9 protein-coding genes and 4 tRNA genes are annotated in these 13,067 nt (G+C 70.5%); 5 read left to right on the top strand and 8 right to left on the bottom strand.

Going from position 1 to position 13,067, the window contains the following annotated elements:
• On the bottom strand, positions 1-691 hold a 691-nt coding region (locus ACFW01_RS34155; RefSeq protein ID WP_384510127.1), incomplete at its 3' end, for a Glu/Leu/Phe/Val dehydrogenase dimerization domain-containing protein.
• A gap of 220 nt (positions 692-911) precedes the next feature.
• Here ACFW01_RS34155 and ACFW01_RS34150 point away from each other — a divergent pair.
• Together ACFW01_RS34150 and bldC are read left to right on the top strand one after the other, a co-directional pair.
• Entirely contained in the window at positions 912-1,763 is an 852-nt protein-coding gene (locus ACFW01_RS34150; protein WP_234956234.1) for a hypothetical protein, read from the top strand.
• 532 nt (positions 1,764-2,295) lie between these two features.
• Positions 2,296-2,502: a developmental transcriptional regulator BldC gene (gene bldC / locus ACFW01_RS34145; RefSeq protein WP_003949541.1), complete on the top strand. Its 207-nt coding sequence runs from the start codon at positions 2,296-2,298 to the stop codon at positions 2,500-2,502.
• Positions 2,503-2,945: 443 nt separating this feature from the next.
• Here the strand turns inward: bldC and ACFW01_RS34140 are convergent, their stop codons facing one another.
• The 7 genes from ACFW01_RS34140 to ACFW01_RS34110 form a co-directional block, all read right to left on the bottom strand.
• Entirely contained in the window at positions 2,946-3,140 is a 195-nt protein-coding gene (locus ACFW01_RS34140; protein ID WP_125492939.1) for a DUF6274 family protein, read from the bottom strand.
• Positions 3,141-3,314: 174 nt separating this feature from the next.
• Positions 3,315-3,389: transfer RNA gene (locus tag ACFW01_RS34135), tRNA-Asp, on the bottom strand.
• A 132-nt stretch (positions 3,390-3,521) separates the two neighbouring features.
• On the bottom strand, positions 3,522-7,490 hold the full coding sequence (gene hrpA, locus ACFW01_RS34130) for an ATP-dependent RNA helicase HrpA (RefSeq protein WP_234956232.1): 3,969 nt from the start codon (positions 7,488-7,490) through the stop codon (positions 3,522-3,524).
• 131 nt (positions 7,491-7,621) lie between these two features.
• Positions 7,622-7,695 (bottom strand) — tRNA-Phe (locus ACFW01_RS34125).
• Between the two features lie 29 nt (positions 7,696-7,724).
• Positions 7,725-7,799, bottom strand: a tRNA-Asp gene (locus ACFW01_RS34120).
• Between the two features lie 34 nt (positions 7,800-7,833).
• A tRNA-Glu gene (locus tag ACFW01_RS34115) sits at positions 7,834-7,906 on the bottom strand.
• On the bottom strand, positions 7,892-9,562 hold the full coding sequence (locus ACFW01_RS34110; RefSeq protein WP_384510122.1) for a metallophosphoesterase: 1,671 nt from the start codon (positions 9,560-9,562) through the stop codon (positions 7,892-7,894). The genes ACFW01_RS34115 and ACFW01_RS34110 overlap by 15 nt, the downstream gene beginning before the upstream one ends.
• A 71-nt stretch (positions 9,563-9,633) precedes the next feature.
• On the opposite strand from ACFW01_RS34110, the gene ACFW01_RS34105 reads away from it, so the two are divergent.
• From ACFW01_RS34105 to ACFW01_RS34095, 3 genes are all read left to right on the top strand, one after another.
• Positions 9,634-9,984: a metallopeptidase family protein gene (locus ACFW01_RS34105; RefSeq protein WP_064728673.1), complete on the top strand. Its 351-nt coding sequence runs from the start codon at positions 9,634-9,636 to the stop codon at positions 9,982-9,984.
• Between the two features lie 96 nt (positions 9,985-10,080).
• Positions 10,081-10,629 (top strand): hypothetical protein, encoded by a 549-nt coding sequence (locus tag ACFW01_RS34100; RefSeq protein ID WP_234956228.1) that lies wholly within the window; start codon positions 10,081-10,083, stop codon positions 10,627-10,629.
• 235 nt (positions 10,630-10,864) lie between these two features.
• The gene (locus tag ACFW01_RS34095; protein ID WP_384510117.1) at positions 10,865-12,994 is read left to right on the top strand and encodes a DEAD/DEAH box helicase; all 2,130 of its coding nucleotides are present in this window, start codon (positions 10,865-10,867) and stop codon (positions 12,992-12,994) included.
• The last annotated feature ends 73 nt before the right edge of the window (positions 12,995-13,067 follow it).

Here is a 13,067-nt window from a genome sequence, read left to right as displayed (position 1 = left end):
CCACCGAGGGGTGCCGCTCGGTGAGGGCCCGCACGACGTCCTTGCGCACGTCGGTGACGACCACGTGCGCGCCCTCGGCGAGCAGGTGCTCGACCAGGTGGTGACCGACCTTGCCGACGCCCGCGATGCCGACGGTGCGGTCGCGCAGTGTCGGGTCGCCCCACAGGTGCTGGGCGGAGGCCCGCATGCCCTGGTACACGCCGAAGGCGGTGAGCACGGAGGAGTCGCCGGCGCCGCCGTTCTCGGGGGAGCGCCCGGTGGTCCACTGGCACTCGCGGGCCACGACGTCCATGTCGGCCACATAGGTGCCGACGTCGCACGCGGTGACGTACCGGCCGCCGAGCGAGGCGACGAACCGGCCGTAGGCGAGGAGCAGTTCCTCGCTCTTGATCTGCTCCGGGTCGCCGATGATCACGGCCTTGCCGCCGCCGTGGTCGAGACCGGCCATGGCGTTCTTGTACGACATCCCGCGCGCGAGGTTCAGCGCGTCGGCGACGGCGTCGGCCTCGTTCGCGTAGGGGTAGAAGCGGGTACCGCCGAGCGCGGGGCCCAGGGCGGTGCTGTGGAGGGCGATGACGGCCTTGAGGCCGCTGGCCCGGTCCTGGCAGAGCACGACTTGCTCATGACCCCCCTGGTCCGAGTGGAACAGGGTGTGCAGTACATCAGCAGGTGCGCCGGTTACGTCGGTCACGGTGGTGACTCCTGTGTAGGTTCGGCGGGTGGAGACCTGTCCCCGTGAGGGTGGCGGGGACTGTGGCACGAGATTAGAGCCTGACGGGGTCCCCTCGCCGCACCGTGCTCAGGATCACCTCCGCACGGAGTACGGGCGTGCGACGATTTGCAGAGATTCCCGCGCGTTTGTGATCGGCTCCGGCAGGTTTTCGGTGCGGAGCGCGGGGGAGGGAGCAGGCGTGCCCAAGGTGTCCTCGGTGATCGTCCCCTATGCGGCGTACCTGCGTGTGTACGAACCGCTGGCCGCCTTCCGCGAGCCGGAGCGCGAGCACTGGGCCCGCTACGCCCGCCGCCCCGACCTCCCCTCCTACCAGGTGGAGCTGCGCCGCTCCCTGGCCGCCCTGCTGCCCACCCCGCCGGTGTCGGTGCCGGTGCACGAGAGCGCCGACGCCTTCGTGGCGGAGGTCGACGGAGTGGTCTGCGTCTGCCCCTGGCGGACCCGGCTGCGTGGGTGGCAGGCCCTGGGGGAACTGGCCGGGGACTTCCCGGAGCCCGTCCTGGACGCCCTGATCCCCCCGGTCGTACGCCGTGAGACCACGCAGGACTACGAGCGCTGGCTGGAGCGCAACCCCGACGCCCGCCCCTGGATCCGTACCGCCACCTGGCAGGTCCCGATCAACTGGTTCGTACTGGTCTCCGACGCGGAGCGGGAGTACGACAAGGGTGGCGGCGACCAGGGGCCGACCGCGCCGGTGCTGCGCTACCGGACGCCGATGGTGCAGGCCCGGCGACGGGTGGCCCGGGGGCTGCGGGCCCTGAAGGAGGCGGTGGACGAGGGTCCGCTGATCGACGGGCTGACGGACGTCGGGCGCTGGCTGGAGGAGTTCCACCCGCGCTCCCTCGTGGAGCTGGACTACGGCGGGCTCGTGCACGCCGTGCCGGCGGGAGAGCTGGAGGACGACCACTCCGCGGCGGACGTGGCCGAGGGGATCGAGGCGCTGCGCGACGGCGACCCGGCCACCGCGGGGGAGGCGTACGGGCGGCTGGTGGAGCGCTGGCGGGCGGTCCGGGACCGGCGCTCGGCGAACTGACGTTTGACGTACCGCCCGTTTTGAGGTTTCGTCTTCCGATCCGACACCCGTCACGGATGTGCTGATGCCTTGTCAACAAGGGACGTAGGTCCCGATCCGGGCGTATGCGTCAAGCGTGACGGACCGCACGTACATCACTCTTGCGCCGCTTCCCCCTCCTCATGCCAAAATAGGACAAGGAGCCCGGGGAGGGCTCCTTCCGTCCTGCTGTGATGCACTGTGGGCGGAATCTCAGCATTGCACGCTTTGGGGGGTCTCGTGACTCCTGATCGCCCTGTGACTGATCGTCACAGCGGCGTGACTGTCCGCTATGGCATGGTCCATCGGCTTCCGTCGCTGATGAACACCTGGGAGGGCAATTCCATCGGTTTGGCCGACGCGGCTGGACGGATGGTGTAGTTGTAGTGCCGAGGACAAGCCGTTCGTCCTATAACCGACTCGACTCGCGTCCGCCATTTCGGGCAACGCGGGTCAAGGTGCAGAATTTAGAGGAATGAACCGAGAAGGTTCGGTTCTCCCGAGGAGGCCGCTCATGACCGCTCGCACCCCTGATGCCGAGCCGCTGCTGACCCCGGCTGAGGTAGCCACCATGTTCCGCGTCGACCCGAAGACGGTCACGCGCTGGGCGAAGGCCGGCAAGCTCACGTCGATCCGCACGCTCGGCGGGCATCGCCGCTACCGCGAGGCCGAGGTCCGCGCTCTGCTCGCGGGCATTCCGCAGCAGCGCAGCGAGGCCTGAAACAACTGAATAACCGGGCAGAACGCCAGGTCCCCCAACCTGTCGAGGCGCTCGGAACCACAGCTCCAAGCGACGCCGTTCCTGCCCCAACAGGGGTGCGTCGTTGATCGCGCTGGACTCCGCCGGGTCCAGCGCGATCTTTTTGTGTCCGGGCCTGTGTCCGGGCCTGTGTGCCGGGGCGGGGCGGCGGCCGGTTCTGTGAGCGGCCTTGTCGGAGTCTGGGGAGGGGTGTCGGATCGGCTGTGCGGGCACTGCGAGACCCAGTGCAATTGCACATATTAAATTGACCAGTTGTAGGAGAGCCGTAAGTGCCACGGTTTCAAAAACTCATGCGGTGACACCCGTCACACGACGCGGTGGTTGTTGGCCGCCCTGCCCGTGCGCTAGTGGAGGCATTGCTTCCAGGAGGTCTGCGTGGCAAGGGTGTTGGGATCCTCCGGGGATCACGCCACGGGCACGCTCTCGTCCTCGAGGCCCTCTTGACGTCCGGTCGGTGACTGTGGCCCCGGAGCGTCCAGCGCCAGGCGCAACAGCCGGTGGCAGATCGCGCAGTGGCGCGTCGCGTGCCGGTACGACGACGCGGCCGACAGATGCGCGCGGAGCAGGGCCCGCGTCTCGTGCCTGACCGATGCCGCCATACGCCACCTCCGGGGCCCTGCGCGGGACGTTCCCTGTCCTTTTGGAGTACCGACCGAATGTGACCCCGTCAAGGCCGGGAGAGGGGCGCTGAGGGCTTCGGGGGGCCGGTGGGGTGCGGTACACCTGGAGGCAACAGAAGAGGCCCGCACCAGATGGTGCGGGCCTCATACTTGCGGTCCTGACGGGATTTGAACCCGCGGCCTCCACCTTGACAGGGTGGCGAGCACTCCAAACTGCTCCACAGGACCAGGTTTCGCGGCACCCACGCGACGGAGTCGCTCATCGATTCTGTCTGCGTTGCGCTGCGAGAAGAGACTGTACAGGAGGGTTGCGTCCAGAGCGAACTCACCCTCCGCACAGGCTCCGTTACGGGGCCGCGGCTACGGTGCGAGCGCGTCGATCGCCTTCACGATCCGCTTGTCGGAGACCGGGTACGCCGTGCCCAGCGCGTGCGCGAAATAGCTGACCCGCAGCTCCTCGATCATCCAGCGGATCTCCCGCACCTGCTGCGGCACCGGCCGGCCCTGCGGCAGCTGCTCCAGCAGCCACGCGTACTCGTCCCGCATCTCGTGGACCTTCTCCATGCGCGACGTGTCCCGCTGCACACCGGTCGGCATCTGCTGCAGGCGCCGGTCGGCGGCGACCAGGTAGCGCATCAGGTCCGGCAGCCGCCTGACCCCCGCCTCCGTGACGAAGCCGGGCTTCACCAGCGCGTCCAGCTGCCCCCGTACGTCCTGGAGGTTCGCCAGCAGCGCGGGGCTCCGTACGGACTTCAGGCGGCGCTCGCAGGCCTGCCAGGCCGCCAGCACCTGCTGTACCTGGCCCACCGTGCGGACGGTGGTGTCGACGATCTCCGCGCGGACCCGCTCGTAGAGCTTCCGGTAGGACTCCTCGTCCCACGCCGGGCCCCCGAAGTCCGCGATCAGCTTGTCCGCCGCGGCCGTCGCGCAGTCGTCGAACAGGGCCTGGATCGAACCGTGCGGGTTCGCGGAGAGGTTCAGCTTCTGCTGGTTGGTCAGCTTCTCCGACGCGAACTTCGCCGGGCTGACCGGGATGTTGCGCAGGATCAGCCGGCGCGTGCCCTTCCACATCGCCTGCGTCTGCTCGGCCTCGGTGTCGAAGAGCCGCACGGAGACGGTGTCGCCGTCGTCGACCAGCGCCGGGTACGCCTTCACCGGCTGACCGGCCCGCCGCGTCTCGAAGACCCGCGACAACGTCCCGATCGTCCAGTCCGCCAGCCCCGAACGCTCCACCGACTCACCGCCGCTGCGCTCCGCGGTGGCCGCCGCGGCCTGCGACAGCGCCTTGCGCGCCTTCGGCCGCAGCCGGAGCTTCAGCGCCTCCAGGTCCTTGTCCTCGGCCAGCTTGCGGCGCCGCTCGTCGACGATCCGGAAGGTGATCCGCAGATGGTCGGGGACCTTCGCCCAGTCGAAGTCCTCCGCGTCGAACGGCACCCCCACCATGCGCTTCAACTCCCGCGCCATGGTCACCGTCAGCGGCTCCTGCAACGGCACCGACCGGTCCAGGAACGCCTGCGCGTAGTTCGGGGCCGGCACGTAGTGGCGCCGGATGGGCTTCGGCAGGGACCGGATCAGCTCCACGACCACCTGCTCCCGCAGCCCCGGGATCTGCCAGTCGAAGCCCTCGTCCGTGACCTGGTTGAGCACTTGGAGCGGCACGTGGACCGTGACGCCGTCGGCGTCCGCCCCCGGCTCGAACTGGTACGTCACCCGGAACTTCAGCGGTCCCTGCCGCCAGGAGTCCGGATAGTCGTCCTTGGTGACCGCCCCCGCCTTCTCGTTGATGAGCATCTCGCGCTCGAAGTCGAGGAAGTCGGGCTGCTCGTGCCGCTTGTGCTTCCACCACGAGTCGAAGTGCGCACCCGAGACGACGTGTTCGGGCACCCGCTGGTCGTAGAAGTCGTACAGCGTCTCGTCGTCGACCAGGATGTCCCGGCGCCGCGCCCGGTGCTCCAGCTCCTCGACCTCGGTGAGCAGCCGGCGGTTGTCCGCGAAGAACTTGTGGTGCGTGCGCCAGTCGCCCTCGACCAGGGCGTTGCGGATGAACAGCTCGCGGCTGACCTCGGGGTCGATTCGTCCGTAGTTCACCTTGCGCTGCGCCACGATCGGCACGCCGTACAGCGTGACCTTCTCGTATGCCATCACCGCCGCCTGGTCCTTCTCCCAGTGCGGCTCGCTGTAGGTGCGCTTGAGGAGGTGGCCGGCGAGCGGCTCCACCCACTCCGGCTCGATCTTCGCGTTGACCCGCGCCCAGAGCCGGGAGGTCTCCACCAGCTCGGCGGACATCACGAACCGCGGGGGCTTCTTGAAGAGCGCCGACCCGGGGAAGATCGCGAACTTGGCGTTCCGGGCGCCCAGGTACTCGTTCTTCGCGCCCTCCTTGACGTCCTTCATGCCGACGTGGGAGAGCAGCCCGGCGAGCAGGGAGACGTGCACGCGGTCCTCGGGGGCGTCCTGCTCGTCGAGATGGATGCCCATCTGCTTGGCGACCGTGCGCAGCTGCGTGTAGATGTCCTGCCACTCGCGGATCCGCAGGAAGTTGAGGTACTCCTGCTTGCACATGCGGCGGAAGGACGACGAACCCCGCTCCTTCTGCTGCTCGCGGACGTACCGCCACAGGTTGAGGAAGGCGAGGAAGTCGCTGCTCTCGTCCTTGAAGCGGGCGTGCTGCTGGTCGGCCTGGGCCTGCTTCTCCGACGGCCGCTCGCGCGGGTCCTGGATGGACAGCGCGGCCGCTATGACCATGACCTCGCGGACGCAGCCGTTCTTGTCGGCCTCCAGCACCATCCGGGCCAGCCGCGGGTCCACGGGCAGCTGGGCCAGCTTGCGGCCGGTGTCGGTCAGCCGCTTGCGTACGTCCTTCTGCGCCGGGTCCAGCGCGCCCAGCTCCTGGAGGAGCTGCACGCCGTCGCGGATGTTGCGGTGGTCCGGCGGGTCGATGAAGGGGAACTTCTCGATGTCGCCGAGGCCCGCCGCGGTCATCTGCAGGATGACGGAGGCCAGGTTGGTCCGCAGGATCTCGGCGTCCGTGAACTCCGGGCGCGCCTCGAAGTCGTCCTCGGCGTAGAGCCGGATGCAGATGCCGTCGCTGGTCCGCCCGCAGCGGCCCTTGCGCTGGTTGGCGCTGGCCTGCGAGATCGGCTCGATCGGCAGCCGCTGCACCTTGGTGCGGTGGCTGTAGCGCGAGATCCGGGCGAAGCCGGGGTCGATCACGTACTTGATGCCGGGCACGGTCAGCGAGGTCTCGGCGACGTTGGTGGCCAGAACGATCCTGCGCCCCGTGTGCTGCTGGAAGACCCGGTGCTGCTCGGCGTGCGACAGCCGCGCGTACAGCGGCAGTACTTCCGTGCCGTGCCAATCAGCGCCTCCGGCGCGGGGGTACTTCTTCTTCTCCAGCGCGTCCGCCGTGTCCCGGATCTCCCGCTCACCGGAGAGGAAGACGAGGATGTCGCCCTTGCCCTCGCCCATCAGCTCCTCGACGGCGTCGGTGATGGCCGTGATCTGGTCGCGGTCGGCGTCGTCGCCGTCCTCCTCGAGGAGCGGCCGGTAGCGCACCTCCACCGGGTAGGTCCGGCCGCTGACCTCGACGATCGGCGCGTCGCCGAAGTGCCGGGAGAAGCGCTCGGGGTCGATGGTCGCCGACGTGATGACGACCTTCAGGTCCGGCCGCTTGGGCAGCAGCTGGGCGAGGTAGCCCAGCAGGAAGTCGATGTTGAGGGACCGCTCGTGGGCCTCGTCGATGATGATCGTGTCGTAGGCGCGCAGCTCGCGGTCGGTCTGGATCTCGGCGAGCAGGATGCCGTCCGTCATCAGCTTGATGAAGGTGGACTCCGGATTCACCTGGTCGGTGAACCGGACCTTCCAGCCGACCGTCTCCCCGAGCGGCGTGTCCAGCTCGTCCGCCACCCGCTCGGCGACGGTGCGTGCGGCGATCCGCCGGGGCTGGGTGTGCCCGATCATGCCGCGGACGCCACGGCCCAGCTCGACGCAGATCTTCGGGATCTGGGTGGTCTTGCCGGAGCCCGTCTCGCCCGCCACGATCACCACCTGGTGATCACGGATGGCGGCCGCGATCTCGTCCTTCTTCTGGCTGACCGGGAGCTGCTCGGGGTAGCTGACCACGGGCACCCGCGCCCGGCGCTCCCCGACGCGCTGCTCGGCCTTGGCCACCTCCGTCTCGATCTCGGCGAGAACGGCGGCGCGCGCCTCGGGCTTACGGATCTTCCGCGCACCTTCGAGCCGCCGGCCGAGCCGGTGCGCGTCGCGCAGTGACAGCTCGGCCAGCCGGGGCGCGAGGGTACCGAGGGCGGGGGCGGGATGCGTAGACATACGGGTTCCAGGATCTCATCCCCGGGAAAAACCTGGCGAACGATTTCCGTCCGGGCACGGCCCGGGCAACGTCCGAGCAGCGTTCGGACAACACAGAACCCCCGTCGATGATCTCGACGGGGGTTCAGATGTGGCTGGGGCCGGGGTCGAACCGGCGACCTATCGCTTTTCAGGCGATCGCTCGTACCAACTGAGCTACCCAGCCGCGAGGTTTCACGTGAAACGAAACCTCAGCGGTCCTGACGGGATTTGAACCCGCGGCCTCCACCTTGACAGGGTGGCGAGCACTCCAAACTGCTCCACAGGACCAAGCTTCGTACGACAGTGTCGCACATGTACTGCGTGCCCCCAACGGGATTCGAACCCGTGCTACCGCCTTGAAAGGGCGGCGTCCTAGGCCGCTAGACGATGAGGGCTATCGGCCCGCCTGGGCGCTTCGCAGCGCGTCGGGGACGTGAGAAGCATATGGGATGGCGGGAGGTATCGCCAAAACGCTTTACGAAGGGCTGGGGGAGGGGCGGGGGGGACGGGGTGGCACCCGGCTGGTTCTCCTTGGGGAGGTGGCGGCTGACCTCGGCCGTCGTCAGGCCCAGACCGCCCAGCTTGATCTCGTCCCAGGCCTGGAGGCGCCGGGTGTCCCGGTCGAAGTAGAGGATGGACGCCTGGATCGGGTCGGGGTACTTGCCCTCGACCGCGCGCAGTCCGCTGCCGCCGGTGGAGCCCTCCACGCGCAGACGGGTGCCGTACTTCATGACCTCCATGTCCTCGCGGTGGAGATGGCCGGCGAGGACCAGCGGCACCGCGCCGTCGACCTCACGGGCGGCCGACGGCTCGTGGGCGATGGCGACGTCCACGGGGGTGCCGGCGGTGGTCTGGTCGCGCAGGGCGGAGGCGAGGCGGGCGCCGGCCAGCTCCTGGGAGGCCTCGGCGCCGTCCTGCTTGGAGCGGTCGGGGGTGAACTGGGGGTCGCCGATGCCGGCGAAGCGCAGGCCCGCGACGTTCCGGGCTCGGCCGTCGTCGAGGACGTGGACGTTCTTCAGGCTGCGCAGATACTTCTGGGTCTCCCGGGAGTCGTGGTTGCCGCGGACCCACACGTAGGGCGCGCCGAGGTCCTCGATCGGGTCGAGGAAGCCGTTCTCCGCGGCGGTGCCGTGGTCCATCGTGTCGCCGGAGTCGACGATCACGTTCACCTTGTACTGCTGCACCAGCGAGGCGATGATCTTCCAGCTCGCCGGGTTGAGGTGGATGTCGGACACGTGCAGGACACGGATCGTGGTCGGGTCGGGCTGGTAGGCGGGGAGCGTGGAGGTGACGTCGTAGAGCTTGGTCACGTTGGTGACCAGGCGGGCCAGTTCCCTCTGGTAGACGTCGAACTCGGTCACGATGCTGCGCGCGTTGCCGACCAGGGAGGGCGCGGAGGAGAGCAGGCCGGAGAACCTGGGTTCCAGGACGGAGTCGGGGTTCCAGGTCGCGTAGGCGGTGCCGCCGGAGGCGACCAGGAGGGTGAGGGCGAGTCCGCCCGCGGTCAGGGCGCGCCGGGGGCGGCGGTAGACGGCGAGGCCGAGGGCGGTGGCGCCGGTGACGACGGCGACGCAGGAGCGGACGGCGAGGTCGAGGGTGCCGTGTTCGACGTCGCGGGCGACCTCGTCCTGGAGGCCGGAGAGGCGTTCGGGGTGGTCGACGAGGGCCTGGGCGCGGTCGGGGTCGAGCTGGTCGACGTTGACGTCGAGGCGGACCGGGGCGATGTGGCTGTCGAGCTGGAGGGCGCCCAGCGGGGACACGTTGATCTTCGTGCCGCCGTTGACGGACGGGCGCAGCGTCATCGTCGTGTTCATGGGGCCGACGGGGACGCGGACGTTGCCGACGACCAGCAGGCCGAGCCAGGCGCCGAGCAGCACGACGGCGACGAGGCCGACGGCGCGGGTCCAGGGCCGGGGGTGGGCGGCCAGCTCGGGGGTGGTGGTGGGCGTCCGGCGGGCGCGGAGCCGGTGGGTGAGGGCGTGCGGGGCGTTGCGGAGGGAGGTCATCACCTGGGCCAGGGCGTGCGGGGCTGCGGCTGGGACGCGGGCCATTGGTCCCGTATGCCCATGGCCCGGGGCGGATATGCGGGTCGTACCGCAAGGTCGTACCCGACAATGGGTCTGTGCTGGAGATGACGCGCGAGGAGTTCGAGGAACTGGTCGCCGAGGCCCTGGACCGGATTCCGCCGGAGTTGACGCGGCTGATGGACAACGTCGCGGTGTTCGTCGAGGACGAGCCGCCGGCGGAGGATCCCGAGCTGCTCGGGCTGTACGAGGGGACGCCGCTGACGGAGCGCGGGGAGTGGTACGCGGGGGTGCTGCCGGACCGGATCACGATCTACCGGGGGCCGACGCTGCGGTTCTGCGAGACGCGCGAGGACGTGGTGGCGGAGACCGAGGTGACGGTGGTCCACGAGATCGCGCACCACTTCGGGATCGACGACGAGCGGCTGCACGCGCTCGGCTACGGGTGACGCGCTCGGGTCAAGTCCGCCTCGCCGGGCGCGTGTCCTCTTGTGGGTGAAGGGAGTTGGGCACGGCGACTCCTTGAACCCCGGAGGTGGCCGCCCGTGCGCCCCTTGTACGTACCCGTCCGTCTGGCCGCCACGGCCATGGCCGTCGTCGCCGCCACCGGCTGCATGAGCGTCGGCGACGACGAGTCCGGAGGGGGCGTCAGGCCGTCGCACTCCGCCGGTGAGCGGGGCGGCGAGGCGCCCGAGGGCGGCCCCGCGGGCCCGGGCGGGAGCGCCGGACACGACGCGGCGGCCGGCGGCAAGAGGGACGGCAAGGGCAAGCGGGCCAAGGACGGGGCGAAGGGCGACGGCAAGGGGAAGGCCGGGGACGCGAAGGGGAAGGCCGGGTCCGCGTCCGAGCGGCCGGAGGAAGGCGCACCCGGGACCCCGCCGCCGAAGGGCGGGGGCGCCGGGCCGGGGCCCACCTGGACGCCGCCCGCGGAGCCCTCCCGGACCGTGGAACCGGAGCCGACGCCGACCGAGCAGCCGCCGACGACCCCGGCCCCGGAGCCGACGGTGGCGGAGCCCTCCTCGTCGGCGCACGAACCGCCGGGGACCCAGCTCGCGCAGCGGGAACCGGCACCCGCCGCCGGTGCGCCGGCCTAGCCTCATCCCCCGGCTGACCTGGGCATCGCGGGCCGGTTTGCCTTCGGGGGTGTGAGGTGCGTATGGTGGTAGATCGTTTGATCCCATTTGCCCGGCGCCACCGCAGAGCGCGCCGTGTGGCGCGTTCTCTCCCCCTGCCGTGGTGGACCGCATTGAGGCGGTCGTATTGCGAATCGCGATTCACGGAGTTGACGGGCGCGTGCCGACGAGAGACTCCGGAAGGTTTCGCATTCGCATGTCCATGACCAGTACCGATCACGCCGTCATGCCCGAGAACGCCGAAGGCGTCGAGGGCGCGACGGAGGCCGTAGAGGCCGCCGAGACCCCCGCGGCCCCCGAGGTGACCTTCGCCGAGCTGGGCCTGCCCGAGGGCGTCGTGCGCAAGCTCGCGCAGAACGGCGTGACCACCCCCTTCCCCATCCAGGCCGCGACCATTCCGGACGCGCTGGCGGGCAAGGACATCCTCGGCCGGGGCCGCACCGGCTCCGGCAAGACCCTCTCCTTCGGTCTGCCGACCCTGGCCACGCTGGCCGGCGGCCGCACCGAGAAGCACAAGCCGCGCGCCGTCATCCTCACCCCGACCCGTGAGCTGGCCATGCAGGTCGCCGACGCGCTCCAGCCGTACGGCGACGTCCTCGGCCTGAAGATGAAGGTCGTCTGCGGCGGCACCTCGATGGGCAACCAGATCTACGCCCTCGAGCGCGGCGTCGACATCCTGGTCGCCACCCCGGGTCGCCTGCGCGACATCATCAACCGCGGCGCCTGCTCCCTGGAGAACGTGCAGATCGCCGTTCTCGACGAGGCCGACCAGATGTCCGACCTGGGCTTCATGCCCGAGGTCACCGAGCTGCTCGACCAGGTCCCGGCGGGCGGCCAGCGGATGCTGTTCTCCGCGACCATGGAGAACGAGATCAAGACCCTGGTCGACCGGTACCTCAACAACCCGGTCAGCCACGAGGTCGACGCCGCCCAGGGCGCCGTGACGACCATGTCGCACCACATCCTGGTCGTGAAGCCCAAGGACAAGGCGCCGGTCACCGCGGCCATCGCCTCCCGCAAGGGCCGCACCATCATCTTCGTCCGCACCCAGCTGGGCGCCGACCGCGTCGCCGAGCAGCTGCGCGACGCGGGCGCCAAGGCGGACGCGCTGCACGGCGGCATGACCCAGGGCGCGCGCACCCGCACGCTGGCCGACTTCAAGGACGGCTACGTCAACGTCCTGGTCGCCACCGACGTCGCCGCCCGCGGCATCCACGTCGACGGCATCGACCTGGTCCTGAACGTGGACCCGGCCGGCGACCACAAGGACTACCTGCACCGCGCCGGCCGTACGGCCCGCGCCGGCCGCACCGGCACCGTGGTCTCGCTCTCCCTGCCGCACCAGCGCCGCCAGATCTTCCGGCTGATGGAGGACGCGGGCGTCGACGCCACGCGCCACATCATCCAGGGCGGCGCGGCCTTCGAGCCGGAGGTCGCCGAGATCACCGGGGCCCGGTCGATGACCGAGGTCCAGGCCGAGTCGGCGGGCAACGCCGCGCAGCAGGCCGAGCGCGAGGTCGCCCAGCTCACCAAGGAGCTGGAGCGGGCCCAGCGCCGCGCCACCGAGCTGCGCGAGGACGCGGACCGACTGGTCGCCAGGGTCGCGCGGGAGCGGGGCGAGGACCCGGAGACGGTGCTGGCCGAGGTGGCCGCGGCCGCGACCGAGGTCTCGCTGCCCGAGCAGCCCGGCGCACGTGACGTGGAGAAGGTGGAGAAGCCGGAGCGCGGCGCCCCGGCAGGCCGCGACCGCTTCGCCGACCGCGGCGACCGCCGTGACGACCGCCGCGACGACCGGGGTGGCCGTTCCTTCGAGCGCCGTGACGACCGCGGTGACCGTGGCGGTTTCCGCCGGGACGACCGTCGTGACGACCGGGGTGGCCGTTCCTTCGACCGTCGTGACGACCGTGGCGGCTTCCGCCGCGACGACCGTCGTGACGACCGGGGTGGCCGTTCCTTCGACCGTCGTGACGACCGCGGTGGCTTCCGCCGCGACGACCGCCGCGACGACCGGGGTGGCCGCTCCTTCGACCGCCGCGACGACCGCGGTGACCGCAACGACCGCGGTGGCTTCCGCCGTGACGACCGGGGTGGCCGTTCCTTCGACCGTCGTGACGACCGCGGCGGCTTCCGCCGCGACGACCGCGGTGAGCGCGGCGGGCACCGCGGCAGCGACCGCCCGTTCAACCGCGACCGCCAGGGCGACCGTCCCGGCTTCCGCTCCGGCGGCCACGACCGTCCGTACGGCCGCCGTGACGACCACCGCGGTTCGTCCGGTTCGTCCTTCGGCCGCCGTGACGACAAGCCCCGCTGGAAGCGCAACGGCTGACGCCTGAACGTCCGTACGCGCCGTGGCCCCTGCCCTGACGGGTGGGGGCCACGGCGCTCTCGTTTCGGCCACA

It is taken from the genome of Streptomyces sp. NPDC058985 (assembly GCF_042740985.1).
GTDB lineage: Bacteria > Actinomycetota > Actinomycetes > Streptomycetales > Streptomycetaceae > Streptomyces.
Note: the sequence above shows the minus strand (reverse complement) of the source record. Positions and strands in the feature narration are given on the sequence as shown.

Coding starts and splice junctions, on each gene's coding strand:
- bldC (WP_003949541.1), top strand. CDS start 2,296: ATGACCGCTCGCACCCCTGATGCCGAGCCGCTGCTGACCCCGGCTGAG.
- ACFW01_RS34140 (WP_125492939.1), bottom strand. CDS start 3,140: ATGGCGGCATCGGTCAGGCACGAGACGCGGGCCCTGCTCCGCGCGCAT.
- hrpA (WP_234956232.1), bottom strand. CDS start 7,490: ATGTCTACGCATCCCGCCCCCGCCCTCGGTACCCTCGCGCCCCGGCTG.
- ACFW01_RS34110 (WP_384510122.1), bottom strand. CDS start 9,562: ATGGCCCGCGTCCCAGCCGCAGCCCCGCACGCCCTGGCCCAGGTGATG.
- ACFW01_RS34095 (WP_384510117.1), top strand. CDS start 10,865: ATGTCCATGACCAGTACCGATCACGCCGTCATGCCCGAGAACGCCGAA.